The organism is Flintibacter sp. P01028 (genome assembly GCF_041925235.1).
Classification (GTDB): domain Bacteria; phylum Bacillota; class Clostridia; order Oscillospirales; family Oscillospiraceae; genus Lawsonibacter; species Lawsonibacter aceti.
Map to the genome: position 1 here is coordinate 244,643 of NZ_JBHEVC010000006.1, position 25,983 is coordinate 270,625.

Sequence of the window (25,983 nt, forward strand, 5' to 3'; positions counted from 1 at the left end):
TTTATCTTTGTCTCGATGATGGGTACAGAGATCATCTGGAAACAGACGAAAAAACAGCCTCTCAAATTATGGTTACTACGGTAACGGAGTCCCTTGGCACTTTCCTGATGGTCAGCCTGACATTATTAGTTTTTGACGGCGGATGCCTAACAAGGATTCCCGGAATAACAGAGCGTCTTCGACAAAAAGTATGACATTTCTGTAAAAACGGAGGTTTTCCCCTTGCGGGATATATGGTTTGTTGATATAGTACTGTCTACATCCCAGGAGAAAGATAGTAGCTTAAAGTGGCTTGGAGAAAGGAACTAGTATGGTGAAAAGCTCCGTATTGCGTTGTTGTCTAAAAGCGCTTCCGTTTCTGCTGATTCTGCTGTATATACTGGCCGTGGTGGTGCCGTACATAGAGCATAAGGAGGTTTCACCAGAGTATCGAGCTGCTTTTGAAGACCGCCGATTTTATGGGACAGGCGTCGGCCCGGAGCGGGCGGCCTATATTGACAACAATAAGGATGCACTGTTCTGCCGGATGAATCTGATTGGAAACGCGGAGGAGGAGATCATCCTCTCGACCTTCGATTTCAATGGGGACAGCAGCGGGACAGACATGGTCTCGGCCCTTTTCTGTGCCGCGGAAAGAGGAGTTCAGGTCCGTGTGCTGGTGGACGGCGCCAGCGGTTTTTTGGATGTGAAGAAGGATCCGGTATTCAAGGCGCTGGCTGGCCACAAAAACGTGGAACTGAAAATTTATAATCCGATTGACTTGCTCCAGCCCTGGAAGCTGCAGGCGCGGCTCCACGATAAATATTTGATCGTAGATCGAAAGGTCTACCTTCTGGGCGGCAGAAATACAACGGATCTGTTTTTGGGAGAGCAGCCCTCTGTCAAGCCGAACATCGACCGGGAGCTTCTTGTGATGCGGTCTGGACAGGATCCAGAGGCCTCGCTGTATCAGCTGGTGAACTATTTTGAGTCGGTTTGGGCGCTTCCAGACAGCAGACTGTTTCAGGGCCGCCTTGGAGAAGCAGACCGGCAGCGAGAGGAGGAGTCGTTACGCAGTCGGGAGCGGGCCATGAGGGCGGCAGAGCCAGAATTATTTGTCCCCATGGACTGGAGGGAGCGTACATTTGAAACCGGGCGGATCAGCCTTTTGACAAATCCGATCCAGGCGGAAAATAAGGAGCCCTGGATGTGGTATTCTCTCAACCGGCTGATGTCTCAGGGGAAACAGGTGATCGTTTATACCCCTTATATTATTTGTGGGCGGGAGATGTATCATGATCTGGAGCGGCTGACCTCGGGGGGCACAGAGATTCAGATTATTACAAACGATGTAGCCAGTGGCGCAAATCCCTGGGGATGTACCGACTATCTGAACCAACGGCGGAAAATCTGGGATACGGGCGTACAGGTCTATGAGTATATGGGGGAACATTCCTGCCATACAAAGGCTATGGTAATTGACGACAGACTCAGCGTAGTCGGGTCGTACAATATGGATATGAGAAGCACCTATCAGGATACGGAGCTGATGCTGGTGGTGGATTCTCCCAAATTGAACCGGATGATTCGGGAAGAGGCCGAGCGCGATCAGACGTACAGTAAGACAATGAGAGAGGACGGAGAGTATCAGTATGGGGAAAAGTATGTGCCGAAGGAGTTGAGCTTTGGGAAAAAGGCGTTCTATCTGGTCCTGCGGGTACTTACCATCCCGTTGCGGAGATTTTTGTAAAATAATAGTCTGGGCAAAGAGGCAGAACGGAATTCGGATTGACAAGGACGGAACATCATTTTATAATGACAAAAAAAGCATCATGACCTCGTGTCTGCTTTGGGCAGAGGCGGGGATGAGGGAATCCGGTGAGAACCCGGAGCAATACCCGTTGCCGTATGCGGGGGAGGCTGTCGTTCATGGCGTGAGCCGGTCATTGGGAGCGATCCTGAGAAGGCGGAGCGACAGGCGCGGAGCGGTGCTCCACACCCCACAAGCCGGAAGACCTATGGTGTTTATATGACAGGGCATTGGTATGCCCAAATGCACCGCGGGAAAAGTCGGCCGCGGCAGTCCTGTTATGGTCTGCCGCGGCCGTTTTTTATATTATTTGAGTTTTGAATGAGAGAAATGGAGGAGATTTGATGAGGAAAATAAGGACAAGGGCCTTGAGCCTGCTACTCACCCTGGTCATGGCGCTGGGCCTGCTGCCGGGGACGGCGTGGGCGGAGGAGGGCGGTACCACCAGTCTGCCAGAGTTCGAATCGTGGGAGTCAATGGGTACAGATAAAGCGTTCAAAATAAGTTCTGAGGAAAGTCTGAAAGCATTAGCGAATGCGGTGAAAGACGATGATGCAAGTGGCACCTACAATATGTCCGGTATCACATTTTATCTGGCCAATGACATTACATTGAGCAGTGACTGGACTCCGATTGGAAATGTTGCATATCCAAGTGATGGTTTTGCAGGAACTTTTGATGGCAATGGGCACACCATCAGCGGAATGAATATCAATAGCAGTAGTTCTGGCGGTGTCGGTCTGTTTGGGACAATCAACGGTGCAACGATTAAAAATCTGAAGGTTGAAGGAACGGTGTCAGCAACCAAGAGTGGTTATGTTGGCGGCATTGTTGGCAAGACCAGCGGCACTGTCACCATCGAGCGATGCTCCTTTTCTGGCAGCGTCCAGTCTTCCAAGACCGGAGTAAATGCGGGGGCCGGCGGCATCATTGGGCGGGTCAACAGCGGATCTGTGTGCGTCTCAGGCTGTGCCAACACCGCAGACATCAGAGGCGGCGCGGCGGCGGGCATTCTAGGCTATTGCTCCGCCAATGGGACAAGCATTGAAAATTGCTATAGCACCGGCACAATCTCCGGTTCCAACAGGGCCGGGGGTATCGTCGGGCAGGTATATTCAACTACCCCGATTCGCAACTGCTTTACCACATCGGATGCCATCAGCGGCTTCAACGGCGAACTGTTCAACTGCTTTGACAACTCTGATCTTCCAATCGACGCTTCTCTGCTGGGCGATGCCTTCACCACCGATGCAGAGGGTAATGTAATCCTCGTCTGGCAGGCTGGGAATACTCCCAAGCCCCCCGAGCCCAGTATTTCCATCCGCTCTACCAACGGCGATACAATTTGGGTACAGACGGGCGGCGGCGACAAAAATGATACCATTCTCTATGTAGACTATCAGAATATGGGGGACGAGACCCCAGAGGTCCAGTGGAGCTTTTCCGCCAGCAATGAAGGGGCGGCCGCCTGGGTGGAAACCACCCAGGACAGCGATGTGAAAGGCTATGTGGTCACCGCCGGCAAGGGCGGCGTGGTGAATGTAACAGCCACGGTGACCTACGATGGGGAGGAGTACACAGATGACTATACCCTGACGGTGATCCCGCATTTTACAACTGTCACCATTCAAAATATAAGTCAGCCCGGCGCGGTGGCCGTAGGGCAGACGGTAGAAGCTGCCCTTAACATCGAGGGCGGCGGCACCTATTCCCCGGAACAGTATCCCGGACTGGAGATGAAATATCAGTGGTACAAGTATGAGCCTATGGCCGCATATCCCACCTCTCATCCAATCGCCGGGGCCACGGAAGCCACCTATACCATTTCGGAAGATGATTTTGGAGCAGAAGACCAGAAATATAAAATCGGGGTTGAGATCACCTGCGGCGGCAGGGTGATTCACAGCTGCCAGGATCACCAGGCAACCGTCCGTACTGCCGACCACGGCAAGCTGTACCCGGTGGCCTATCAGGAAAATAGACTGCCTGACGAGATCAAAGAGGATACCAAGCTGGAGTTTCCCGCTGTGGTCACAGAAAACGGGATTACTGCCCAGATCCAGTGGGGCGGGTTTAATGATGTGATCGCGGCAGACGGTACCGTCATCCGCCCAACTCAGGGGACGGTGACTGTAACTCTGTCTGCAAAATATACATACAACGATGCTTTCTACAATACGTTGTACAAAATTGTAGTTTGGTCCGACACCGCCGCAGATGAGGACAAACAAAATGAACTGCAGCACGCCATTACCGCCCTGAGCGACGATTACAGGCTCTGCCCGGTCTACGACACGGACACCAACCTCAACCGCATGGTGTTGGCCGATCTGGCGGAGAAGGGCTTTGATGACATCACCGTCTCCGTCGCGTCTGTCACCGAAGTCTACGGAGGGGCAGGTATTGGCGATAACGGCGACATCACTTATTTTTATAAGGACCCCAATACGGTTCCGGCCGTCAAATTTGGAAGCTGCAAGGTGACCTTTACGCTGGAGAAGGATGGGGCGGCCGCCACGCTCTCCGATGTGCCGGTTATCCTTTACTGGGATGCAGCCAAGGTCAGGGCGGCTATGAGCGAGGAGATCATGAGCCAGGTCACCCTTTCCTCCATCGGAGGCGGAGACGGCTTGGCTGTCACCGAAAACCTCACCCTGCCCAAGGTGGTGGACAAGAAATACTGGACCCAGATATCCTGGGAGTCTGACAACGAGGAAGCTATCTCCATCAGCAGAGAAAACCAGAATACTGCCGACACGCTCTTTAACCCCTATGTAGGTGTGGTACGCCGCGGGGAGGAAGATCAGACCGTTATCCTCACGGCCAAATTTACGTTCCAGTATACCAACGATGTCATTGGCGAGGAAGCCCCCATTGAACTTGTCAATACATTTGAAGTGACCGTTCCAGCTATGGACGGGGATCAGTATGCCGAAATCGAACAGGAGCTGCTAACCAAGCTGGACCAGGGCTTCGCGGCTAAGGGCCTCTCCGACGCCCTGACCGGTGAGAGGCTGACTCCGGACGAGGGCGGCGTCTACACAGCCATCAACGATATCCAGCTGCCCACCACACGGGACTTCGGCGTAGACGGAAAGTATATGCCTGTCACCCTGTCCAGCGATCACGAGGAGGTCATCCAGTCTCCGGGTGTGAACAATGCCGCCCGGCTCTGGGTGTACCGCCCCGGAGTGGGGGAGGAGCCGGCGGAGGTCACCATAACGGTCACTCTCCACGACGATGAAACCAGCGTCACCGCCGCCCGGTCCTTTGCCATCGAGGTCCCCGCCCTGACACAGAAGGAGATCGATGACGAGCTGGCGCTGATGGAGAAGGTCAAGGCCAACTACTTCAACGGCATACGGGGAGAGAACGAGGCTATCGACAACATTACCACCGACCTGTCCCCCTTCCAGGAGGTCTATGAGGAAAACGGCGAGTTGGTCTGGGTCCGGGATATGAAGGACATGAAGGGCTATGGCATCGTCCCAACCCCCATCAAGGGGTGGGAGGAGCTGGAGGCATGGCGGCTGTTCAAATCCAGCAACCCCAACGTCATCAGCCACGAGAACCTGCTGGTCACCCGGCAGGAAGAACCTAAGAACGTCATCATCACCAGCTATCTGTCCAGCGAAACGCTGGGCAAATACGGTGAGCTGTACCAGCGCGATACCGTGAAATATGCGAAGTATGCTGAACTGGCCGACCTGTATTACCAGGAGGTCACCGCAGATACCTCCCAGGCCGTCGCCGCGTTTGCCGCCAGAGCGGCGGTAAATGAGGCCGTCCTGCCCGGCCTGAAGCTGCTGGTTCGGGGCACCGCGGACCCAACCAATACCACAGCCGTGGTGGACACCATCGACAACGTCACCTTCTCCCTGTCCGGCTTGGATGGCGAGGAGTGGATCGGAACTACTGCCCTGAGTGGACTGAGCGAGACCTACACAGTCTACGATGTGTTCACCGAGATGCTGGATGAGTACGGCTACACGGCGGAGCGAAGCCGCGGCACCTACATCGTGTCCATCTCCGGCCCTCGGGGTTCCCTGCGGGAGAAGGAGCATGGCGAGGACTCCGGCTGGATGTATCTGGTAAACGGAGAATTTCCCGACGTGTACATGGGGAGCTGCTCCCTCCACAGCGGGGATGAGATTCAGGTGTTTTACACCGAGGACGCCAGCAAGGTGGACCCGGATTACCACCGCCCCTCAAGCGGCGGAGCTTCCGGCGGGAAGGGGGAATCGGGCCAGACTTCCGTTGAGGTGGAGGAAAATAAGTCTGACGGCACCTACACCGTCACCCTCCCCGAAGACAGCGAGGGCCTCCAGAGGGTGGTCATTGATCAGGCGGAGGAAAACAAGCTGGTGGTCATCGTCCACGCTGACGGCAGGGAGGAAGTGGTGAAGAAGTCCCTGGTCAGCGATGGAAAGGCCGTCTTCCTGTTGGAGGAGGGGGCCACTGTGAAGCTGGTGGACTATGAGAGCGCCTTCTCCGACGTGGCGGACGGAGTTTGGTACAGCTCGGCGGTGGACTTCGTGGCGGGCCGTGGGCTGTTCTCCGGCGTGAGCGAGGACCAGTTCGCCCCTGGGCAGACCTTGAGCCGGGGGATGCTGGCCACGGTCCTCTTCCAGTTGGAGGAGCCAGAGAAAAAAACAGCGGACCTTCCCTTTGCCGATGTGGCGGAGGGAGCCTGGTACGCCCAAGGCATCTCCTGGGCCGCTGGGGAGAACATCATTTCCGGTTATGGCGACGGCCGTTTCGGACCGGACGACCCCGTTACCCGAGAACAGCTCGCCCTGATGCTGTTCCGTTATGCTGAAACACTGGATATGGTCACCAGCGGGCGGGATACGCTGACCAGTTTTACGGACAGCGGCTCCGTGTCCGCCTGGGCACGGGAGGCGGTGGCCTGGGCAGTGGACAGCGGCATCCTAAGCGGACGTCCGGACGGGACACTGGCCCCTGGAGGCACCGCCACCAGAGCCGAGGCGGCTGTGATGCTCCGTCAACTGGTTGCCCTGATGCTGCGGTGACGTGAACAGAAAAGAACCGGCCGGGCAGGAGATTTTATCCTGCCCGGCCATTTTCGTATAAAGAAGAGGGAGATCAGCGGGGAGTAGCCACGATAATGCGGATGCGCTCTCCGGCGGGACAGCCCAGGTTGTCGTACCAGCCGGTGAGCCGGTAACCTTCGCCGTTGATCTGGGACAGGGATGTCTGATAGTATTTTGAGCCGTCCCGAAGCAGGACCTGAACATCCTCTGCCAGGGCATATTCCTGATTGCCGGCCATGGCGGACAGGGAGGACACGCTGTCCAACGTTTCAGAGGACAACTGACGCATGGAGCTCACCTGGCCGTCCTCATAGATCATGGCCGCGCCGCCGCTCTTGACGCTGTAAAGCTTACTGCTGTTCAGCGTCTGGGTCTGCCCATCCTGGACATAGGTGTAGGAGGCGGAGATATTCATGTCAGAGGAGTTGTTTACTACACTGCTCACATAGACATACTCCCAGGTATCTCCAGTGACCTCATGGAGGACCAGGCGGTCGATATCTCCATTGGCGTCCAGGCTGTAGTAGCGCACGTCGTCACCAGACAGTTTGGCGCCCGCCAGGCGGGAGGGGTAGATACGGGCGTAGCCGCCATTTTCGTCGGTGTCCAGGATCTGGACTCCGTCCGCGAAGTCGTGGCCAGCGAAGCTGCTGCCGTCCTTGCTCACGCTCCCCTCCAACTTTTTGTTGGACAGAGAAGTCACCTTGGTCCCGGATTGAGTGACTGACACCGTGACCAGACGGCCTGTATTTAAAGCGGAGCCACTATGGTAGAAGGTGCGCACGACTCCGTCGGTACAGGCTACCTGGGTGGTCACCTGGGCGCTGGTGGTGGAGGAGCTACTGGTGGAGGAGCTGGAGGCCCCCTTGACACTGGATACCACACTGCCATAATAGGTCGCTTCGCTCTCCTGGGCGTCCAGCACAGATATGATCTCGCCGTTCATGCCCAACAGGAGGGTGACCAGATCGCCCTCCTGGAAGGAGCCCTGGCTGGAGAGCTGATAAGTGGCCTCGGAAGTGCCGATGTCGTAGCTCACCCCGGCCACGGTGGCGGAGGTGGGGGCGCTCTTGCTGGGGGAGACGCCGGTGAGCGTTCCGGTTACCCGGTCGTGGTAGATCCAGACAGTTCTCATATTGGCGTTATAGTAGTATACGTCATACTGCTGGACTGAGGAGAGAGAGGAGAGAGCCCCGTTGTAGTATACGGACGAGGGGGTAAAAGAGAGGGAGAGAGCACCGCTCTCCGCCACATAGGGGCCCTTGGTATCTGCGGTCACCAGGGCCGAGTAGTCCACCTGTCCATTGGTGACAGTATAGCCCAGTGTGGTGCCGTAGATCGTCCCGGCGCTGTTCTGGGCGGTGAGTGCATTGTAGAACAGGTCTACGCAGTCCTGCCGGGTGAGCTGCTGACCTTGGACAGCGCCTACGTCGTCCAGCAGCCCCAGGGCACTGGCCTTGGACAACTGAGCCGTGGGGTAGGCCCCGGTTAGTGTGCTGGAATCATAGCCCAGCAGGCGCAGAAGGGCTGTGCAGCCCTCCTCCAAGGTGATGCCCTGGTCCGGGCGGAAGGTGCCGTCCACATAACCGGACATCCAACCCTGCTCCACCGCCACTTTCACATAGGGGCTGGCCCAGTGGTCCCCCTTCAGGTCTTTAAACAGGGAGCTGCCGTAACTTCCCACCGCATCCTTATGGCTGGAGGCGGCCACCATCATAGTGACGAACTGGGCCCGGGTGACAGAACTGGACAGATTCAGATTGCCGGAGCCGTCCCCGGACAGGATGCCCAACACCTGGATGGTCTCTAGTTTCGCACTGTCGCTGACCGCGAGGGAGCCTGTGCACAGCAGAGACATGGAGAGGCAGGCGGCCAGCAGAGTGGAGAGAAGGCGAGTTAATTTCATCGTAAAAACTCCTTTTGATGAGAGTGGAGAGTGAAGAGACTCCATATACAAGCTGTTTCCATACTGTTCTTCACGCTCCACCCTGGTTTAGTCGTAGTGCAGCGCGTCAATGGGGTTGAGGCGGGCGGCCTTCTTGGCCGGGAGGTAACCGAACAAAACGCCGATACCAGCGGAGATGCCGAAGGCCGCCAATACCGCCGTGGGGGTGGGGGACACGGTGAGGGCCTCGCCCATCAGCCGGACCACCGCCACCGTGGCTCCCGCGGACAGGAGATAGCCTAGAACGATGCCGATGACGCCTCCCAGAGCGGAGGTGGCCGCCGCCTCGATGACGAACTGCTCCATAATATACCGCTCCTTGGCCCCCAGAGATTTTCGTACGCCAATCTCACGGGTGCGCTTGGTCACGGATACCAGCATAATATTCATAATGCCGATGCCTCCCACCACCAGGGAGATGGCGGCGATCCCAGCCAGCACACCCACTAAAATATTGATCATACTGGTCATGGAGTCCAGCAGCTCGGACATGGTAACGACTGTGTAATAGTCATCACTGCCGAAAAAGCTGCGCAGGGCCGATTCCAGGGCAGACTGGCTGGCGTCCATCAGATTCTCGTCCACCATGGTGATGACATAGCTGGAAACCCGTCCACCCCCCAGACGGGCGGCGGTGGAGTAGGGGAGGAAGAGGCAGTCGTCGCTTCCTCCCTCCTCCATGGTTTCCGCCTGCTGGTCCAGAACTCCCACGATGGTCAGCGCCTGTCCACCGACCCGCAGGGTCTGGCCCACGGCGCTGCCCCCGAAGTAGGCTTGGTTGACATAAGCTCCGACTACGCAGACCTTGGAGCGGGAAGCGATGTCGCTGTACTGTAACCCCCGGCCCTGGGAGAGCGTGTAGCCCTTGATGCTGAAATAGTCCTCACTGACCCCGGTGGCGGAGGTAGAGGTGAGATCCGTACCGATCTTGACCCCCATCATGGACACGGTAGGGGAGCACAGGTCCAGATAGTCGGGATTTTGATCCACGATCTGGTACATATCCTCTACCTCCATAGTCCGGGTGGCTCCGCGGGACTGGACAGATACGGTGAGGGTGTTGGTCCCCATGTCCGCAAAGCTGTCGGCCACATAGCCCTCCAGGCCGTTTCCCAGGCCCACGATGACAATGACCGCCGCCACACCGATGATGATGCCCAGCATGGTGAGGAGGGTCCGGGTCTTACTGGACACGATATTTTTCAGCGCTAGGGAGAGAGATTCGGTGATTCTCATTGGGGCTGTCCCCCTTTCCTTGCTCCGGCGGCCCGGGGGGTGACTACCGCCTCCGGATCGTCGGAGGGGCCGTCATATACCACATGTCCGTCCTCCAGACGGATGATTCGCTGGGCCTGGACGGCGATGGAGTTGTCGTGGGTGATGAGCACTACGGTGTGACCCTGTTCATGGAGATCCTGGAGCATGGCCAGCACTTCCCGCCCAGTGCGGGAGTCTAACGCTCCGGTGGGCTCATCGGCCAGAATGACAGAGGGATGGCCGACCAAAGCACGGGCGATAGATACCCGCTGCTGCTGGCCGCCGGACAGTTCCATAGGCTTATGGCGCCACTTGTCGTCCAGCCCCACCTGGGCCAGCGCTTGGTGGGCCCGCTCCCGGCGCTCCCCCTTAGACACCCCGGCGTACATCAGCGGGACCTCTACATTTTCCAGCAGATTCAGCTTGGGCAGGAGATTGTACTGCTGGAAGATGAAGCCAAGCATCTCGTTCCGAATCTCTGCCAGCTCATTTTTGTTCATCTGGCCCACATCCCGGCCCTGGAGGAGGTAGGTGCCCTCCGAGGGTACATCCAGGCAGCCGATGATATTCATACATGTGGACTTGCCAGAACCGGAGGAACCTACGATGGCCACGAATTCCCCCTTGCAGATCTCAAAGGAGATGTGGTCGGCGGCCTTTACCGTGGCATCCCCCATATGGTAATACTTGCAGACGTTCTGAAAGGTGATCAGTGCGCTCATATCAGAACCCTCCAGGCCCGCCGCTCATACCGCCTCCGGGCCCGCCGCTGATGGTAACGCTGCCCATGCCTCCGCCAGGTATCATCATCATGCTGCCCATCTCGAAGCTGCCCGAGGAGGTGGTTGGGATATAGGCCACGGTGTCCCCCTCCTGCAGGCCGGAGATGATTTCAATGTAGCTGTCGTCGCTGACGCCTACTTCCACAGGGACGGAATAATACTGTTCGCTGTCCCCGCCGATGCCCTCCATCAGAGTGCCATTGGCGGCGCTGGGGGAGTCGGCGGTGACCAGAACGGTGTTCCCCCGGTTAAGGGCGGCGCTGGGAATGGCCAGTACGCCGCCGGCGCTGTCCAGTGTGATGGTGGCATCCACATTCATGCCGGGGAGAAGACCGTCTGTCTCGTCAATGCGGATGGTGACCGGATAGGTGGTGGTCCCGCTGGAGGAGGTGCCGGCCACACTGACCTTGGTGACTACTCCTGTGTAGGTCCGGCCCTCCACCGCTTCGGCGGTGATAAGCACCTGCTGCCCCACCTGGATATTGGAGATGTCCAGCTCATCCACATTAAGCGTCAGGGTAAGATAGGATAGGTCGTAGATGGAGCACAGGGTCTGACCAGTCTCGATGTTTTCCCCCGCGTTGTAGTTCTTGTCGATGACAGTGCCGGAGATGGGGGAGGTGATGGTGTAGTTATCCAGCTGGTCATACCGGCTCTCCAGAGAAAGCTCCGCATTTCTCAAAGCCTCGGCGGCGCTTTGGAGCTCATCCTCCAGATTATCGCTGGTCAGCGTGAGGATAGCTCCCCCCTGGGAGAGACGGTCGCCCTCGCTGACGTGGATGCTGGCGACAGTGCCAGAGACCTCGGCAGTTACTGACCGCTCTGCCAGATAGGAGAAGCTGCCTCCGCTGGCGCTGGCGCAGCCGTCCACTGTGGCAGAGCCTGTCTGGCTGGTGGACAAACCGCCAGGATTGCTGACTTGTATGGTCACATCCCGGACAATGACGTTGCCTGTCAGCACCTGATCCACGCCAGATACCTCCGTGACTGTGCCATTCAGCACTTCAAAGGTGCTGTCCAGGGTGACCTGGGCGCTCTGGCCCACATAGAAACCGGCTGCCTCATCGGCCAGGAAAGGGACCTTCAAAGTCATAGTGTCTGAGTCCCGGATGGTGGCGACGGTCTGCCCCGCGCTCACATCGTCCCCTGCCTCCACGGCGATATCCACCACCTGTCCTGCTTTGGGAGCGATGACGGTCAGGTCAGCCAGGTCCTTCAACTTATTGTTGTAGCTGCGCTGGGCCTGACTCAGAGAGATCTCACTCTGCTCCAGAGAGCTGGCCATGTCAGAGCTGTCGATATCGTAGAGAACAGTGTCCTCGTTCACTTGATCCCCCTCCTCAAAATAGTCAGCGAGGATGGTGCCATCCACCAGGGAGGTGACGGAATAGGAGTTGGCCGCCTCCAGAGACCCACTTCCGGTGATCTCGGAGGTGATATCCCGCCGCTCCACCGCCGCGGTGGTATAGGTCAAGTCGGCGGCCAGGGCGGTCTGGCCGCCCCCGAAAAAGTGTATCCCCAGAGAGAGGGCCACCACACAGGCCACTGCGGGGATCAGTACCCTTTTCCTCAGCAGTCTCTTTTTCCACGGACTGGAGCCCGACTTGGGAGGGGTATCCTCCGGTGACGGGACTTCTCGCTTCAATAAAACCGGTAACTTCATCATGGGACACTGTCCTTTCCAACATAAGGTAGGTCCAGTGTATCTAACAAATTTGAACGGGGGGAGGAGAAAATCACAACAAAAGATAAACAGGACTCAAACAATTTCAAACGCCGCCGAGAAGCGATAGACTTCTCAGCGGCGTTTTATCAGTTATTGCCGGTTTAGGCGGTAGCCTGCGCCCCATACGGTTTCGATGAGTGTGGGGTGAGCTGGGTCGTCCTCCACCTTGTCCCGGATGCGGCCGATGTGGACGGTGACAGTGGCGCTGTCCCCCAGATAGTCACAGCCCCAGATGGCCTCAAACAGCTTTTCCTTGGAGAAGACCACATTGGGGTGCTCCGCTAGAAATTTCAGCAGAGCGAACTCCCGGTTGGGCATCTTGACCTCCCGCTCCCCTTTAAAAACCTTCCAACTCTGGGGCAGGATACGGAGATCCCCAACCGTGAGGGCCTCCTGTTCCTCCTGGCCGCCGGTAAGCCGGGCATAGCGGGCCAGATGGGATTTGACACGGGCCACCAGCTCCGCCGGGTCAAAAGGCTTGGCGATGTAGTCGTCCGCCCCAAGACCCAGCCCCCGGACCTTGTCTACTGAGTCGGTACGGGCAGTCACCATCAGGATGGGAATGTCTATTTTGTCCCGAATGAGACGGCAAACGTCGTACCCATTGCAGCCAGGGAGCATCAGATCCAACAGGATCAGGTCATACTCCCCCTTCAGTGCCTCTGTGATGGCGGCCTGTCCGTTGTCTACCGCCGTGATCTCATAGCCCTCCATCTCCAGATAGTCCCGCTCCAACATAGAGATAGCCTGGTCGTCCTCAGCCAGCAGAAGTTTAGCCATGGCAGTCGTCCTCCCTTCGGGGCAGGGCGATCTCAAAGACCAGCCCCCCGTCGTTTTTAACCCGGATAGTCCCTCCGTGGGCCTCGATGATGCATTTGGCGATATACAGCCCCAGGCCGCTGCCCTCGCCGTTCTGGCTGCTCCGGGCCTGGTCCTCCCGCCAAAACCGTTCAAACAGGCGGGGCAGACACTCCTGCGCTACCCCGTGACCATTGTCAGCGAAGCGGACGCATTCCATGTCGCCCTGCCGCCATACGGTCAGGGTGAGGATTAGCGGATTGGCCCCGGCGTACCGAAGGGCGTTGTCCTTCAGATTGTTCAGTACCCGGTAGATCTGCTCTGAGTCCATAGACACCGGGTGAGCGGAGGGGATCATGTGGAGCTCCACCCGGCCGCCCTCCTGTTCCAACTCCTGGCCAGCCTCCTGGACAAAGTGGGATACAAAGTCCCCCAGATCGGCGGGCTCGGGAAAGAGGGGGAGGTTCCCTGTCTCCAGGCGGGAGAAATCAAATAGCCGTTGGAGCAGTATGTCCATATCACAGGCCTTGCGGTAGGCGATATCCAGATACTGGAGCTGGCGCTCGGGAGTTTGGGCCACCCCGTCCCGCAGTCCCTTGATATATCCTTTGACCGAGGTGAGGGGGGTGCGGAGGTCGTGGGAGATACCAGATACCAGATCGGTGCGGGCCCGCTCATAGGCCGCGGACTTCTCCCGCTCGGCCAACAGGTGCTCCTGCATCTGGTTAAAGGCGGTACACACCGAGGAGAACTCATCCTGTCCGCCATAGTCCACCGGCTGGGAGAAGTCCCCCTCCTCCACACGACGGGCAGCCCTGGCAAGGGCGTCCACCGGTGCCAGCAGCCTTCTGACCTGCCGGCGGGTAAACAGCAGATTGAGCGCCACGATAACGACAATGGCAGCCATTCCGCTAAGGACCATGGAAAGGACGGCAATCTCAGCCGGGGGCCTCTTGCTGCCCAGAAACATGGGCATGGCGGGGGTGGAGACTGATACAACCGAGTAGTTGTCGCTGATTGTGCCTACCATGACCATATCAGCACTCTGGATAGTGATAGGGGTGGCCTCCACCCAGTTCGCTTCCTGGCCCACCTCATGGTATAGCCGGTCCTGGGCCGGATCCAAAGAGGAGAATACAGGATCCCCCTCCTGCGTGGTGACGGTCAGTGCATATCCCCGTGTCCGAAGCTGATGGTCCAGGGCGGGCCAGTCTTTTCGTATGATTTCCTCCCCTTGGAGCAGTTCCTGCACCTCAATGGTAGCAGTCACGTCCATGGATGCCATACTCTGCCGCCGGTAGTTTTCTGCGGTAAAGTGGGTGGTTACCCCGCTGACCAGCAACATGACCACCAGAGCCGTAAACACCGATATAGTATTATAGAAAAATAGGTGTCGCTTGATGCTCATACAGACACCTCCCATAATAATGATTTTATTATAGTGCCTGTTTGTAAAAAAAGAAGGGGGAAAATCTAAACTTTTTACAAATTCGGACAGATACGCTGCCGGGCGGCGGGGTGGACTGGTATAGGGCAGCGTCCTAGGTGGCCCTTGTACCCTGTGGCGGGCTGTGGTAAAATGACAGAAACGAGGGGAGAACCGGCGGGACAAGCGGGGCTGACCTCCCTTCCTAAACATTGGAGGAGCGGAACGATGGCCCATGTGATCGAGATAACGGACTGGAGGGCGCCAGAGCTGGATCTCTTTGCCCGACTAACAGAGGGGCAGCTTCGTAGCCGGAGAGAGCCGGAAAAGGGGATCTTTATCGCGGAGAGCGCCAAAGTGATTGGACATGCTCTGGACAGCGGCTGTCAGCCCATCGCCCTGCTGATGGGACACAAACATTTGGAGGGAGCGGGGCGGGCTCTTATAGAGCGGTGCGGGGAGGTGCCGGTCTACACCGCGGACGACCAGATTTTGACGGCGCTGACCGGCTATCACCTCACCAGGGGGATGCTGTGTGCCATGGGACGTCCGGTACTGCCCAGGGTGGAGAAGGTGTGCGCCGGCGCCCGCCGAATCGCCGTCCTGGAGGGGATCGTGGACGCGACCAATGTGGGGGCGATTTTCCGTTCGGCGGCGGCGCTGGACCTGGACGGCGTGTTGGTCACCCCTACCTGCTGCGACCCGCTCCATCGCAGGGCGGTCCGGGTAAGTATGGGTACTGTCTTCCAAATCCCGTGGACCTGGATTGGGAGCGACGCCTCCCAGTGGCCCAGGCCCGGACTGGAACGGCTGAAAGAGCTGGGCTTCCGGACAGCGGCCCTGGCTTTGGACAGCAGGGCAATCAGCATTGAGGACCCGCGCCTGATGGCGGAGGACAAGCTGGCCCTGGTCTTGGGAACAGAGGGGGATGGCCTGGCTCCTGCCACAGTGGCCGGGTGTGACGATACGGTATGCATCCCTATGGGACACGGGGTGGACTCTCTCAACGTGGCAGCAGCCAGCGCGGTGGCCTTTTGGCAGCTGCGGGTGAAAAAGAAGGGGTAAATATGGCGGATATTATCACCTTCCGCGGTGGCAGAGAGGCCCCGGAAGGCCTGGACCGGAGGGCGCTCCTGGCCTGGCTGGACCGGGTGAGGGATCAGATAGACCGGTTAGACGGACAGGAACCAGAGCATATGGGTACAGAGGAACACGAACGCTGGGGAGAGCTCCATGAGGAGCTGGAGGACCTGGTGGACGAGCTGCAGGACCGCCTGGATGAGCTGGGGCAGGACTAAAAAACATTCTGACGTATTTAAACCTCCATGCGAAAGCGCAGCTGCCGACAATTCGGCAGAGCTCAAGTCAAACGTCCAGCTGATCCTGAGAGCTGGGAAGGTATGAGAAGGGCATACGGATATATCTGCTGTTTGCTTCCATATAATGAAATTATATTTTTCCTTGTCGCCGTTTAAGTGTAACGTTTTTGCGTTTCGAGATTCTATCTGTAAGATAATCCTAATTTTGGAGATGCGGGGAGGCCGGGTTAAGATCATATGCTGCTGAGTATTGTGTTGGGCCTGTCAATGAAACTATCATCACTCAACTGTCCCAGTATCTGATATGAGAAGATTAAGCCTTTGCTCCCTTTCTTTTCTTGGCCTGCTTGCTCACTACACCGTAAACAAAGAGATATACGATGCTGAGAATAAGGAGAGGAAAATTGCACAGAATATACATAAGATGGTAGAATGGTAGAATAGCCGATTTGTTTCAATACCAACAGGCGAAAAAAATAGCGTTGATCAGTAAAAAACCCCTGAAAGTGCTTTTTAGCACTTTCAGGGGTTCTAGCTTGTAAAGGACGGTAAAACAGGCGTTTTCTCATCATAAGACCAAACCGCTGTAAAGCGATGGACCCAGATCGAAGCCCAGTGACAGCGGGTTCGGTTTGGAAAAGAGGAGGAACAAAATGAGTGCGCTCTGAATTTTAAATAGAAAAGTCGGAGCAAACGACATAACGTTTGCTCCGACGTGGCAGCGGGAGAAGGATTCGAACCCTCACAAACAGAGTCAGAGTCAGTGCGCAAAAAATTAAAAAATGGCTGTCGCTCTATGTATTCGAGCTACTAGAAAAATTTTTTCCACCATCTTTTCCACCACTTCCGTCCAAAAGCGCAATATTTTGGTGCAAAATCAAGTTGTCCCGGTGAGTATAAATATTAGCTGTTATAGATATGTCAGAATGTCCCATAAGCTCTTTCGCTACGTTGATAGGAACACCAGCTTTTTGCAAGTCTGTACAAAATGTATGACGTAGGCAATATGGTGTAAGGTCATCAGATAATTTGCTTTCTATGATCTGGTTCCGATAAACTTCAGCTCCCATGTAGATGTCCAACTCCCGGCAGAATGAGCGCCAACGCCGATACATAGTATCGTCATCCATACGTCCGCCCTTTGCGTTAGGAAATACTGGAGCAAACAGATCGCCTCTAGCCTCTAATAGTCTTGGAAGGAGTTTGGAGTGTATTGGGATGTCACGCACTCCAGAGGCCGTTTTTGGCCCCTTGATGGTCGTGGAACCACTTTCTTTTGCTGTGTGTATATGTATCTCGTTGTGCTTAAAATCTACGTCAGACCAAGTAAGAGCAGCTGTTTCTCCCGGCCTCATGCCTGTGTATAACAGAGTGAGTATCCAAAGGCCAGAAGGATGGTATTCCGCTACAGCCAAGATTGCAGTTCTTTCTTCCTCGGTAATGGATCGGCGCCTTCCCTCTTTGACGTGTGGCAGCGCTAACAGTTCCGCTGGATCATATGGAATGAGCCTAGACTGTCTAGCTCTTTTGAACATTTCCTGGAGAACCATGCGAATTTTTTTGACATGAGAAGCTGACTTTCCGGCCTGTCCATTTAATATACGTTGAAGGTGTACGTCCTTAACTTCTCTTAGCTTCATATATCCGATGGCTGGCTTTATATAACCGTTAAATTTTTCATCATACATACTAAGGCTCTTTGAGGTGAGGCCCTTTGGGTCCTTGTAGGTCCTTTTCCATTCTATGTACCACGCACTTACAGTCATAGATCCGCCTACGACTTCTTCACCACGCTTGGCGGCGGCGATTTTCTCGGCCAGCTTTGTCATGGCCTCTAATTCAGTTTTTCCAGTAGCCTCGTACTTCTTTCCGTTGTACCTGGCTGTTTTTCGGATATAATCTTTAGACATTGACTTTTTCCCTCCGTTCTAATAAAATGGAGGGGCAGAGTGCCCGCAAAGCTTCTGCCCCTTGTCCTCGTTCCGGTGCGCCAACACTGGAGCGGGGATTTTTATTGTGCCTTTTTCAGTTCCGCAATCTCCTGATTTATGCTCCGAATAGCGAGCTTCAAAACGGAAACCTCACTGCGTAGCTCTTCTAACTCACTCTTCGGCGCTAATTTATCCAGCATGATTTTTTGATTTTCCGCCAGCAGATTGAATTTCGGAGTGACTTCTGTATCCAGAAGGACCTTCATGCGCTGGGTGGTTTCGTCCAAAATCTCCTGTTTCTGCTGGGCCAGCAGACCCGTTGTCTCAGACATGATCTCCTGCTTCTGCTGGGCCAACAAGCCCTTCGTCTCAGACATGATGTCCTGTTTCTGTCTCTCCATCAACTGTGCGATAGCTTGCAGATCTTTTTCTTCTAACATAAGACTTCCTCCTGTGGTCATACCATAACTTTTTTAGTGCTTTCAATTTCTTCTTTACAGGCGCTCAAAGATCGATTGCATACATCACAGACCGCCTGTCCTCTTTGGGTGGAAACGGAAAGGATGATATCGCCCTCTTTGTTCTTGACAGTTAGCGTCCCGTTTTCGTATGTAAAACCTGATATGTCTAAAGTCTGAATAGTTCTGGTTTCCCAATCATCCGCAATAATCAATTTGCTGATAGCCATAGCACAAGCGCACGGCGTTCCATTTTTCTTTGCGATAAAAGCACTGACAACTTCGACATCAGGAGAAACAGCACGCTCTACAAAAGAGAAAAGCTTAGAACAATCTCCTTCTGCAAGACCAAAATTAAATTCAAAGCGGGTTACATAGCTGGACATAGCTTCCGCTCTGACCATGTCTTTGGCGGTGTAATTAAATGGGCATTGAACTAGAGAGGAGCCTTGTTCAGATAATCTTGGAGCAGGAGCAGTCCTTTTTTGCACGGCCTCCGGTTTTCTCAAAAGCGAGATAATAGCTACTACAGCACATGCGACACACCATGTTGACCAAACAATAAGATCTACATAAATGCCACCCATTGTATAGCCAAGTAGAGCAGCAATACCAAATAGCACGATAATTGCTATATCGCCGGCTTTGTTGCCCTTCCTAGTTACAATAGACACGATACCGCCAGCGACCATAAGGAGTGCAACAATATAACCGATAGTGCCGCTATAACTTCCGGCATTTAATAAATTGTTAGCTATGCGGTCTATAATTGAAGCTGCTCTTGACTGATATACGACTACTGCGCTGAGTACAATGGAGATGATTCCAGATACCAGTTTCCAGGTTTTCATTTCCGCTCTCCCTCTCTCTATCTTTTTCCGCCCTCCGGCGGTTTGGTTACTAAAAATAAAGCTCGGTTGCTAAATTCCCGTGGGTGTACCAACAAACAGTTTTTTTCATAAAATCTTCGGTTACACAAAAATGTTCTGCCAGAGAATAAATATCTGTATATCCGCTTGCGACAGCATCGTCTAAATCATTTTCGGATATATAGTTTTTGATGGCCCACTTCCATGCCTTGTGCTCATGTTTCTCTACTAAGTCAAATGGACTGCATACTTTGTGTGTGGCTCCTGTGGATGCGTGACCTCCTTCATGAGCAACGACAACAGCTTCTTCGGAGGAAGAAGTGATATTATCGAAGTCCATAAATATTCCGTAAGTTCCGTCTACTTCTAAAGTGACGGCTTTATCTTTTTCCAAATCCCATATATAGAATCTAGTCCCAGCTTTGCTAAGTTTCTGATAAAGCGCCAAGAGCCTGTCCATAGGCCATTACCCTTTCTCTTTTTCTAAATCCGCTTTCATAAATCGGGCCATATCAAGAAGCATTTTCTTTTTCTCTTCCGGGAGATCCTTAGACTCTTCATAAAACGCATAAGTGAAGTCATCAAAGCTTATTTCATGCTCACCCTCTTGGGTGGGCGCTTTTTCTATTCCACGAAGCCAAGATTCAGAACATCCAAAAAAGGCACAGATTTTATCTATAATCTCTTGTTCGGGCACGACATCTTGGCCCGCTTCATACTTCTTTTTCCACACACTTACGGTTCCCTTGTTAAACCCCGCCTTGACTGCGGCAGTAGATGGGGAGATTTTTTCCCTAGTACACAGAGATACATATCTTTCGTAAAACATGCCAATACCCCTTGTCAAAATTTGTGCAGCACCACCAAGTTTAAGCAAATAGACAAAAAGGGGTTGACAAGTTTAAGTGATTAGACTAAAATACAGATATAGTTGAACCACTTAGACAACACAATCCCACTGTGGGGTGCTATTTGATTCCGGCAAGTTGATAATAACACAGTTGTTTAAGAAATTCAACCAAAATAGTCTATGGAGGTGAACTTTGTATGCCTGCACAATGGACGGCGGATCTAATTGGTGAAATGCACCTAGCGCGCGTATCCAAGAAGCAACTGGCGGAACATCTTGGGGTGACACCGGAGTATGTAAGCATGGTTTTGAACGGGCATAGAGAACCGGACGGAGCCGCCCAACGCTTTAAGGAGGCACTTGTCCAGATTACTTCTGTGCAGTTTCAGAATACCACAGACAGTGGGTGTTAAACCGGACTTTTGGGTAGTGAAGCAATATGAGCACAGTAGAGGGAGTGAGAAGAATGAATGATTTTGTTGAAAGAGCCAATGAAGCGATCTCAAATATGGCGGCGCAACCGCACAAGCGCGGGGACCTGGTGAGCATATATATCCCGGTTCCACATGGGTTGGAAATCGGAAGCAGCTACGAGGAAATTGACTTGGATAATGTTCGAGTTATTCCAGTAAGCGATGGAGTAGCCACAGGTGCAGATGGGAAATTACTTTTTGATGCAAGCAAGATTGGCGCTGATTTGTACCTTGTGGAAGGGAATATGAAAAGGTAAAACCGCCCTGCGCGGCAACGCAGAACGGCTTTACAAAGTCACTGGCTCCCTAGTTTTTGACTCCAATCGGAACCACGTTCCATCATGTAAAATGGCTTTCCGTTTTCGGGGAAGTAACCAACGGACACTACCACATATCCTTCTTCCTCCAAACGGACACGCTCCTCATCTAAGGTGCATGTAACTTTTTCCACCAAGTGTTTCACCTCCCTTCTATTGCCATTCTACCACAGGGCAGAACGGAGGTAAAACGAAAGTTTCCTTCCGACTACGAATTGATGGCGAATAAGAGAGGAGGTGGTTTTATGCGGGAAAGAAATCCCAGACGCTGGCACGATATTCTTCCCGATGTATCGCTTGCTGTGTCTGTTGTTGCTGTCGTCCTTGCATTGGCGGCTCTGGCTGCCCGGATGTAAGTAACCCAACCAATGAGACCAGGATTGCAATAGCGGACAAAATCAGAGCAATGGTTGACTTTATATCACTCCTCCAGGCTCGCTTGTGTTCAAGCAAAGCAGATTCCCCGGTTGGAGTAATTCGGTACTGTTCTTCCAGATGAACAATTTCGTTTATGTAGTTCAAATCTAATAGGTGGCCTATGTTCAAGGAATCGACATTGATTCCATAGGAGGTAAGGTTCGATCTGGGAACCCATTTCCCATCTTCAGATTGCAAAACTTTGAGAAACCTTCGAGTTTTTGGGTCAAGCATTTTTGTCCCTCCTTTCCGTGACTTTATTGTAACACGTAAGGAAGAGGCTAACAAGAACAGCATCACCATAGACGATCTTCTTACAGAAGATGGTAGCAAAGAACCTGTCCAATAAAACGGGACGGTGAATAGGGGAGGGGGTGCATATCATATTTCAATGGATCGCTTTATTATTGTCTGTTATTGAAGTGGGTTACATATTTATCTGCGCTGTTTCAGATGAAGAAATAAGCGGCCTGCTTGTATCTCTACTCTCTTCCTCAACGATACTTTTTGTAGCATTACGCTCTTCTGGAACATAAGCTTTTCGCATGTTAAATGAGCCCAATAGGAATAACTTAAAGTTTTCCCATTGCTAATTGAAATTGATAAATCACGAAAGTGGATAGTAAAAGGGGGGATTTCCGATTGAGCAAGGTAAGTATACGGTCAAAAGGCACGATAACAGAGATTTCCATTAATGGAGTGCCAGTGGAGAAAAATGCTTTGCATTTCCGGCTAGAGCAGGATGGTGGCGAATATCCTAGGTTGCTCCTTACCACTTTGGTTGATGAGTTAGATTTGGAGTGCGACGCCGAAGTAGAAAAATCTCGTGTGAGGGGGTGATAGAGATGGAAACTATTTTGAAAGGTACACCTGAAGAAATTGCCGCCCTTGTAGTAGCGATACAAGAGCGGCGGGTAAATGTAGATATGGAGATCAATCCTGATTTTGTTCGAGCCGTACATGCAATAGTCCGACGAAAAACGGACAGAAAGGAGGAAACGCAATGACCCCCAAACAGAAAGCGAAAATACTCAGGGAGATATACGGCGGTCTAATGACCCTGGAAGATGTCCGGCGAGAGCTGGGCTGTACCAAGAGATGGGCCAAGCAGTGGCTGGAAAACCACCAGATATTCGGCATCAGAATGAGCGAAAAGAGGGTGAAATACGATGCGGACATGGTGGCATCCGCTATTGTGCGTGACATGGGTGTGAGCGCATGAGAGCGCAAAATAATTGCCCCCACCCGTGGTAGCGCACGGATGAGGGCGGAAGAACTCAGACAAGTCCTAGCGCCTTGTATTTTAGCATGGTGCGGGACGGAATACAAGGAGGAAATATGTTTAGTTTTGAGGATTATATGGATGCGCTAAAAGGTGCGGGCCCGAAGTTAAAAGAAATGGTCCTTGAACGTGCAGAGCGAGAGGGCAACCTGGATCTCCGGGAGTTTAAGAGGCTAGTTGATTTTGCGTATCCAGACCCTGTTTAAATAAAAACGCCCCGCCAGGTGCTGGACACACCTGACGAGGCTGGCAAACCTAACTGAGTAGGCAATTAGGCTTGATGGATATATCATACTAGAACATCTGTTCTCTGTCAAGCCGGAAAGGAAAAAAATATGGCAGAGAAAGAGACAAAAATTGGACGCAGAAACACCATTGAGGAACTGGGAAAACTCGGCGAGTCAGTCAAAAACCAAATGGATTGGCTCAACAAGCAGGTTTATGGAATGACATTCGAAGATTTAATTCGATACATGGGGAGGCGGACAGATGATGACACCGAATGAGGTCATCCGCCGTATCACCCAGCGGGCTATGGAGCGGCACCGACTCTCACAAAGGGGCCTTGCCCATGAGATCGGATGCGGCGATGGCTCTATTGCAAAGCTCCTGGACGAGCAGGAGGTACGCCTTACTCAAGAACAGTGGTTCTATTTGATGACACTGGGAGGAATCAAAATTGTTTGAGTTTTTATCCGTGGTGTGCATGGTGTGCATCGTGATCTGTACCGCCCTCGCTGTGGCGGAATTTATAGAAAAGAGGCGGAAAAAGTGAAGTACATTGAGGACGGACGCTCTCTGGTGGAGCGAAACCACGACGCCAGAGAATATTGCTATCAGTGCCGCCGGGAGCGTGAGGCACGCATGAACCGCATTGTGAGGCGGTGCCTGGTGGTATCTAGCATGATCTTTATGTGCTCCCTGCTGGTGGGGTGGGCTCTGTGAGAGATATGGACTTGGAGCACCCTGATATCACCGCCACACTGCGGACGGGGTATCCGTCATGGATCAAAGAAAAAAACCAAGATGCACCAGAGATACTAAAAGAGTATGCCGACGAATACAGCGAAGAGATCATTAAGTGGCTGCTAGCTGGCTATCCAGATACGATAAGAGAATTTTCAGATTATGCAAAGTTTTATAATGCTAAAACCTTAGAAGATTGGCTGAATTAGGAGGCAGTATGAACATATATGAGAAGCTTGCGGCGATCACCAGCGAGCTAAACGCCGTAGCAAAGAATCTGATGGTAGGGGAGGGGCGAAGCTCCTATAAGGCGGTGAGTGAGGCGGATGTTCTGGCCGCCGTAAAACCTCTGGAGCAGAAGTACAAGGTGTACAGCTATCCTCTGTCCAGAAAGGTGATAGACAGCGATATTATTACCACTAAGAAGGTATACAACGGCCAAGAGAGCGAAATATCGAAGTTTTTTATGCGGGTAGAAACAGTATATCGGTTTGTCAACACGGAGGACCCGGCTGACTATGTAGATATCACCACTTACGGAGACGGGGTGGACAGCAATGATAAGGCCCCAGGGAAGGCCATGACCTATGGAGATAAATATGCCCTTCTCAAAGCATACAAGATCATTACCGGGGACGATCCGGACCAGAACAGGAGTGACGAGGGAAAGGTTACCAGAGGTGGGTACAACGTTGAACCAGGCAAGCCCGGAGAGCGTGTCCCTCCTGTAGGAGATACCCCTATCAAATGTCAGCGGTGCGGTATGCTGATCCCTGATTTCTGGGATGGACAGGAGCTGATCAAGGCGGAGACGATTGCGGAACGGGCCAAAGCCAGGTATGGGGAGCCACTTTGTATCAAGTGCGGGAAGAAGGCGGCGAAATGAATCTAACCTTCACACAGTCGAAAATCTCAATGGAGGACGGCCTGTGGCTGTGCCTGAAGGTGAACGAAACCGCCCCGGCCAGGGAGTTTGTGCTAAAGAAACAGAACAAATTATATGACTGTAAGATCAAGCAGCACCGGGACAAGCGGAGCATGAACGCAAATGACTACTGCTGGGTGCTGCTGGACAAAATGGCTGACGCACTTCACACAACAAAGGAAGAACTCTACATACAAAAGGTACGGGAAGTCGGACCGTTTAAGGATTTTACCCTGACGGAGGATGAAGCAAATACATTCCGTGTGGCATGGGAACTGCTTGGGACAGGGTGGCCTACGGAACAGGTTGGCTATGACAAGGACGGCGACAGGCTGGTTATCAGGGCCTATTACGGCTCCAGCAGATACAACACCAGGCAAATGTCCCGGCTCATTGACAGCATCGTGCAAGACTGCAAGGACCTTGGCATTGAGACATTGCCGCCTGAGAAGCTGGCGGCCATGAAGGAGGAGTGGGGCCGTGCATAAACAGACCAAACAAACAGCCATATCGGCCCGTGTCAAGGCCGCTGTGGCCGCGCGGGACTGCACCCAAGGTCCCGCCACCTGCATCCTCTGCGGCGCTCCGGGAGGCCCCCACTGTCATGTGGTGCGCCGCTCCCAGGGCGGCATGGGGGTGGTGGAGAACATCGTTACCCTGTGCGGCCCCTGCCACTACGCTTTTGACGAGGGGCTGTTTATGGATCGGCTGCGGCCTCTTGGATTCCATTCCCAGGCGGACATCAGGGCATACATCATCAACTATCTCAGAGGCTTTTATCCTGACTGGACCGAGGAGAAAGTGAGGTATCACAAATGGGACAGTGTGAGCAAGTCCTCCAGTACATAAAGGATTTTGGTTCTATCAACCCGGCACAGGCATTTTTGGACTTGGGTTGCTACCGAAGCATGGGTATTCAATCAGGAAAACAACTGTCAGCGCAAAAAACCGATACGGCAAGGCGGTGAGCTACGCCGAGTACAGATTGGAGGATAACAATGCTCAATAAAGTATTCATCATGGGACGTCTGACCCGCGATCCAGAACTCAGGCGTACCCAGACAGGCACACCCGTGGCCTCCTTTTCCCTGGCCGTAGACCGGGATTTCAAGGACAAGGCCACCGGCGAGCGGACCACTGACTTTATCGATGTGGTGTCCTGGCGGAACACGGCGGAGTTTGTCAGCCGCTATTTTACTAAGGGACGTATGGCTGTTGTGGAGGGCCGGCTCCAGATGCGTGACTGGACGGACAAGGACGGCAACAAGCGCACCAGCGCGGAGGTGGTAGCCGACCATATCTACTTCGGGGACTCTCAGCGGAGCGGGGACACCTCCAACACCAGCGGGGACTACGGAGCGCCGGAGCCCCAGCAGGACGGCTTTTCTGAACTGGCCGA

General features: G+C 53.7%; 29 protein-coding genes and 1 riboswitch. Of the genes, 17 read left to right on the forward strand and 12 right to left on the reverse strand.

Annotated elements, in window-relative coordinates; genetic code table 11:
* Positions 1-310: 310 nt before the first annotated feature.
* Together ACEVJK_RS11500 and ACEVJK_RS11505 are read left to right on the forward strand one after the other, a co-directional pair.
* Positions 311-1,729 carry a phospholipase D family protein gene (locus tag ACEVJK_RS11500; RefSeq protein WP_374740613.1) on the forward strand — a complete coding sequence of 473 codons (1,419 nt, stop codon included), beginning with the start codon at positions 311-313 and terminating at the stop codon, positions 1,727-1,729.
* Positions 1,730-1,800: 71 nt separating this feature from the next.
* Positions 1,801-2,018: riboswitch (cobalamin riboswitch) on the forward strand.
* A 115-nt stretch (positions 2,019-2,133) separates the two neighbouring features.
* Complete coding sequence (locus ACEVJK_RS11505) at positions 2,134-6,822, forward strand: S-layer homology domain-containing protein (protein WP_374740614.1); 4,689 nt, start codon at positions 2,134-2,136, stop codon at positions 6,820-6,822.
* A gap of 73 nt (positions 6,823-6,895) precedes the next feature.
* Here ACEVJK_RS11505 and ACEVJK_RS11510 read toward each other — a convergent pair whose 3' ends face one another.
* From ACEVJK_RS11510 to ACEVJK_RS11535, 6 genes are all read right to left on the reverse strand, one after another.
* Positions 6,896-8,749 (reverse strand): S-layer homology domain-containing protein, encoded by a 1,854-nt coding sequence (locus ACEVJK_RS11510; protein WP_374740615.1) that lies wholly within the window; start codon positions 8,747-8,749, stop codon positions 6,896-6,898.
* A gap of 87 nt (positions 8,750-8,836) precedes the next feature.
* Complete coding sequence (locus tag ACEVJK_RS11515) at positions 8,837-10,024, reverse strand: ABC transporter permease (RefSeq protein WP_374740616.1); 1,188 nt, start codon at positions 10,022-10,024, stop codon at positions 8,837-8,839.
* Positions 10,021-10,767, reverse strand: coding sequence for an ABC transporter ATP-binding protein (locus ACEVJK_RS11520; protein WP_186852997.1), 747 nt, complete (start codon positions 10,765-10,767; stop codon positions 10,021-10,023). Before ACEVJK_RS11520 ends, ACEVJK_RS11515 begins: the two co-directional genes overlap by 4 nt.
* Position 10,768: 1 nt before the next feature.
* The gene (locus ACEVJK_RS11525; RefSeq protein WP_374740617.1) at positions 10,769-12,493 is read right to left on the reverse strand and encodes an efflux RND transporter periplasmic adaptor subunit; all 1,725 of its coding nucleotides are present in this window, start codon (positions 12,491-12,493) and stop codon (positions 10,769-10,771) included.
* Positions 12,494-12,643: 150 nt separating this feature from the next.
* Entirely contained in the window at positions 12,644-13,333 is a 690-nt protein-coding gene (locus ACEVJK_RS11530) for a response regulator transcription factor (RefSeq protein WP_374740618.1), read from the reverse strand.
* Positions 13,326-14,759, reverse strand: coding sequence for a HAMP domain-containing sensor histidine kinase (locus ACEVJK_RS11535; protein WP_240287884.1), 1,434 nt, complete (start codon positions 14,757-14,759; stop codon positions 13,326-13,328). Before ACEVJK_RS11535 ends, ACEVJK_RS11530 begins: the two co-directional genes overlap by 8 nt.
* Positions 14,760-15,005: 246 nt before the next feature.
* On the opposite strand from ACEVJK_RS11535, the gene ACEVJK_RS11540 reads away from it, so the two are divergent.
* On the forward strand, positions 15,006-15,842 hold the full coding sequence (locus ACEVJK_RS11540) for an RNA methyltransferase (RefSeq protein WP_240287882.1): 837 nt from the start codon (positions 15,006-15,008) through the stop codon (positions 15,840-15,842).
* Positions 15,843-15,844: 2 nt separating this feature from the next.
* Entirely contained in the window at positions 15,845-16,075 is a 231-nt protein-coding gene (locus ACEVJK_RS11545) for a hypothetical protein (protein WP_147571240.1), read from the forward strand.
* Positions 16,076-16,890: 815 nt separating this feature from the next.
* Here the strand turns inward: ACEVJK_RS11545 and ACEVJK_RS11550 are convergent.
* From ACEVJK_RS11550 to ACEVJK_RS11570, 5 genes are all read right to left on the reverse strand, one after another.
* Positions 16,891-18,006, reverse strand: a complete 1,116-nt coding sequence (locus tag ACEVJK_RS11550) for a tyrosine-type recombinase/integrase (protein ID WP_374740619.1) — start codon at positions 18,004-18,006, stop codon at positions 16,891-16,893.
* A 101-nt stretch (positions 18,007-18,107) separates the two neighbouring features.
* Entirely contained in the window at positions 18,108-18,467 is a 360-nt protein-coding gene (locus ACEVJK_RS11555) for a hypothetical protein (protein ID WP_374740620.1), read from the reverse strand.
* 17 nt (positions 18,468-18,484) lie between these two features.
* Positions 18,485-19,336, reverse strand: a complete 852-nt coding sequence (locus ACEVJK_RS11560; protein WP_374740621.1) for a hypothetical protein — start codon at positions 19,334-19,336, stop codon at positions 18,485-18,487.
* A 49-nt stretch (positions 19,337-19,385) separates the two neighbouring features.
* Positions 19,386-19,814, reverse strand: a complete 429-nt coding sequence (locus ACEVJK_RS11565; protein ID WP_374740622.1) for an ImmA/IrrE family metallo-endopeptidase — start codon at positions 19,812-19,814, stop codon at positions 19,386-19,388.
* Between the two features lie 6 nt (positions 19,815-19,820).
* On the reverse strand, positions 19,821-20,183 hold the full coding sequence (locus ACEVJK_RS11570; protein WP_374740623.1) for a helix-turn-helix domain-containing protein: 363 nt from the start codon (positions 20,181-20,183) through the stop codon (positions 19,821-19,823).
* A gap of 218 nt (positions 20,184-20,401) precedes the next feature.
* Here ACEVJK_RS11570 and ACEVJK_RS11575 point away from each other — a divergent pair, with 218 nt between their 5' ends.
* Entirely contained in the window at positions 20,402-20,617 is a 216-nt protein-coding gene (locus ACEVJK_RS11575; RefSeq protein ID WP_374740624.1) for a helix-turn-helix domain-containing protein, read from the forward strand.
* Between the two features lie 53 nt (positions 20,618-20,670).
* Positions 20,671-20,934 carry a hypothetical protein gene (locus tag ACEVJK_RS11580; protein WP_374740625.1) on the forward strand — a complete coding sequence of 88 codons (264 nt, stop codon included), beginning with the start codon at positions 20,671-20,673 and terminating at the stop codon, positions 20,932-20,934.
* A gap of 38 nt (positions 20,935-20,972) precedes the next feature.
* On the opposite strand, the gene ACEVJK_RS11585 is transcribed toward ACEVJK_RS11580, so the two are convergent.
* Positions 20,973-21,128: a hypothetical protein gene (locus ACEVJK_RS11585; RefSeq protein WP_374740626.1), complete on the reverse strand. Its 156-nt coding sequence runs from the start codon at positions 21,126-21,128 to the stop codon at positions 20,973-20,975.
* Between the two features lie 1,128 nt (positions 21,129-22,256).
* On the opposite strand from ACEVJK_RS11585, the gene ACEVJK_RS11590 reads away from it, so the two are divergent.
* The 11 genes from ACEVJK_RS11590 to ACEVJK_RS11640 form a co-directional block, all read left to right on the forward strand.
* Positions 22,257-22,418 (forward strand): hypothetical protein, encoded by a 162-nt coding sequence (locus ACEVJK_RS11590; RefSeq protein WP_374740627.1) that lies wholly within the window; start codon positions 22,257-22,259, stop codon positions 22,416-22,418.
* Positions 22,415-22,633 (forward strand): hypothetical protein, encoded by a 219-nt coding sequence (locus ACEVJK_RS11595; protein ID WP_186852979.1) that lies wholly within the window; start codon positions 22,415-22,417, stop codon positions 22,631-22,633. The genes ACEVJK_RS11590 and ACEVJK_RS11595 overlap by 4 nt, the downstream gene beginning before the upstream one ends.
* A 116-nt stretch (positions 22,634-22,749) precedes the next feature.
* Positions 22,750-22,899, forward strand: a complete 150-nt coding sequence (locus ACEVJK_RS11600) for a hypothetical protein (protein WP_374740628.1) — start codon at positions 22,750-22,752, stop codon at positions 22,897-22,899.
* 129 nt (positions 22,900-23,028) lie between these two features.
* Positions 23,029-23,199 (forward strand): hypothetical protein, encoded by a 171-nt coding sequence (locus ACEVJK_RS11605; protein ID WP_374740629.1) that lies wholly within the window; start codon positions 23,029-23,031, stop codon positions 23,197-23,199.
* Complete coding sequence (locus ACEVJK_RS11610) at positions 23,183-23,380, forward strand: hypothetical protein (RefSeq protein ID WP_374740630.1); 198 nt, start codon at positions 23,183-23,185, stop codon at positions 23,378-23,380. Before ACEVJK_RS11605 ends, ACEVJK_RS11610 begins: the two co-directional genes overlap by 17 nt.
* Positions 23,381-23,464: 84 nt before the next feature.
* The gene (locus ACEVJK_RS11615; protein ID WP_374740631.1) at positions 23,465-23,638 is read left to right on the forward strand and encodes a hypothetical protein; all 174 of its coding nucleotides are present in this window, start codon (positions 23,465-23,467) and stop codon (positions 23,636-23,638) included.
* Positions 23,635-23,868, forward strand: coding sequence for a hypothetical protein (locus ACEVJK_RS11620; protein ID WP_329963060.1), 234 nt, complete (start codon positions 23,635-23,637; stop codon positions 23,866-23,868). Before ACEVJK_RS11615 ends, ACEVJK_RS11620 begins: the two co-directional genes overlap by 4 nt.
* Before the next feature lie 8 nt (positions 23,869-23,876).
* Positions 23,877-24,545, forward strand: coding sequence for an ERF family protein (locus ACEVJK_RS11625; RefSeq protein ID WP_374740633.1), 669 nt, complete (start codon positions 23,877-23,879; stop codon positions 24,543-24,545).
* On the forward strand, positions 24,542-25,072 hold the full coding sequence (locus tag ACEVJK_RS11630; protein WP_374740635.1) for a hypothetical protein: 531 nt from the start codon (positions 24,542-24,544) through the stop codon (positions 25,070-25,072). Before ACEVJK_RS11625 ends, ACEVJK_RS11630 begins: the two co-directional genes overlap by 4 nt.
* Positions 25,065-25,433: an HNH endonuclease gene (locus ACEVJK_RS11635; protein WP_374740637.1), complete on the forward strand. Its 369-nt coding sequence runs from the start codon at positions 25,065-25,067 to the stop codon at positions 25,431-25,433. Before ACEVJK_RS11630 ends, ACEVJK_RS11635 begins: the two co-directional genes overlap by 8 nt.
* Before the next feature lie 149 nt (positions 25,434-25,582).
* A partial coding sequence (locus tag ACEVJK_RS11640; protein WP_374740639.1) for a single-stranded DNA-binding protein occupies positions 25,583-25,983 on the forward strand: 401 nt, incomplete at its 3' end.

Excerpts from the sequence above, each read along its gene's own strand:
- ACEVJK_RS11500 (WP_374740613.1), top strand. The coding sequence starts at position 311 with ATGGTGAAAAGCTCCGTATTGCGTTGTTGTCTAAAAGCGCTTCCGTTT.
- ACEVJK_RS11505 (WP_374740614.1), top strand. The coding sequence starts at position 2,134 with ATGAGGAAAATAAGGACAAGGGCCTTGAGCCTGCTACTCACCCTGGTC.
- ACEVJK_RS11510 (WP_374740615.1), bottom strand. The coding sequence starts at position 8,749 with ATGAAATTAACTCGCCTTCTCTCCACTCTGCTGGCCGCCTGCCTCTCC.
- ACEVJK_RS11515 (WP_374740616.1), bottom strand. The coding sequence starts at position 10,024 with ATGAGAATCACCGAATCTCTCTCCCTAGCGCTGAAAAATATCGTGTCC.
- ACEVJK_RS11520 (WP_186852997.1), bottom strand. The coding sequence starts at position 10,767 with ATGAGCGCACTGATCACCTTTCAGAACGTCTGCAAGTATTACCATATG.
- ACEVJK_RS11525 (WP_374740617.1), bottom strand. The coding sequence starts at position 12,493 with ATGATGAAGTTACCGGTTTTATTGAAGCGAGAAGTCCCGTCACCGGAG.
- ACEVJK_RS11530 (WP_374740618.1), bottom strand. The coding sequence starts at position 13,333 with ATGGCTAAACTTCTGCTGGCTGAGGACGACCAGGCTATCTCTATGTTG.
- ACEVJK_RS11535 (WP_240287884.1), bottom strand. The coding sequence starts at position 14,759 with ATGAGCATCAAGCGACACCTATTTTTCTATAATACTATATCGGTGTTT.
- ACEVJK_RS11540 (WP_240287882.1), top strand. The coding sequence starts at position 15,006 with ATGGCCCATGTGATCGAGATAACGGACTGGAGGGCGCCAGAGCTGGAT.
- ACEVJK_RS11545 (WP_147571240.1), top strand. The coding sequence starts at position 15,845 with ATGGCGGATATTATCACCTTCCGCGGTGGCAGAGAGGCCCCGGAAGGC.
- ACEVJK_RS11550 (WP_374740619.1), bottom strand. The coding sequence starts at position 18,006 with ATGTCTAAAGATTATATCCGAAAAACAGCCAGGTACAACGGAAAGAAG.
- ACEVJK_RS11555 (WP_374740620.1), bottom strand. The coding sequence starts at position 18,467 with ATGTTAGAAGAAAAAGATCTGCAAGCTATCGCACAGTTGATGGAGAGA.
- ACEVJK_RS11560 (WP_374740621.1), bottom strand. The coding sequence starts at position 19,336 with ATGAAAACCTGGAAACTGGTATCTGGAATCATCTCCATTGTACTCAGC.
- ACEVJK_RS11565 (WP_374740622.1), bottom strand. The coding sequence starts at position 19,814 with ATGGACAGGCTCTTGGCGCTTTATCAGAAACTTAGCAAAGCTGGGACT.
- ACEVJK_RS11570 (WP_374740623.1), bottom strand. The coding sequence starts at position 20,183 with ATGTTTTACGAAAGATATGTATCTCTGTGTACTAGGGAAAAAATCTCC.
- ACEVJK_RS11575 (WP_374740624.1), top strand. The coding sequence starts at position 20,402 with ATGCCTGCACAATGGACGGCGGATCTAATTGGTGAAATGCACCTAGCG.
- ACEVJK_RS11580 (WP_374740625.1), top strand. The coding sequence starts at position 20,671 with ATGAATGATTTTGTTGAAAGAGCCAATGAAGCGATCTCAAATATGGCG.
- ACEVJK_RS11590 (WP_374740627.1), top strand. The coding sequence starts at position 22,257 with ATGGAAACTATTTTGAAAGGTACACCTGAAGAAATTGCCGCCCTTGTA.
- ACEVJK_RS11595 (WP_186852979.1), top strand. The coding sequence starts at position 22,415 with ATGACCCCCAAACAGAAAGCGAAAATACTCAGGGAGATATACGGCGGT.
- ACEVJK_RS11600 (WP_374740628.1), top strand. The coding sequence starts at position 22,750 with ATGTTTAGTTTTGAGGATTATATGGATGCGCTAAAAGGTGCGGGCCCG.
- ACEVJK_RS11605 (WP_374740629.1), top strand. The coding sequence starts at position 23,029 with ATGGCAGAGAAAGAGACAAAAATTGGACGCAGAAACACCATTGAGGAA.
- ACEVJK_RS11610 (WP_374740630.1), top strand. The coding sequence starts at position 23,183 with ATGATGACACCGAATGAGGTCATCCGCCGTATCACCCAGCGGGCTATG.
- ACEVJK_RS11625 (WP_374740633.1), top strand. The coding sequence starts at position 23,877 with ATGAACATATATGAGAAGCTTGCGGCGATCACCAGCGAGCTAAACGCC.
- ACEVJK_RS11630 (WP_374740635.1), top strand. The coding sequence starts at position 24,542 with ATGAATCTAACCTTCACACAGTCGAAAATCTCAATGGAGGACGGCCTG.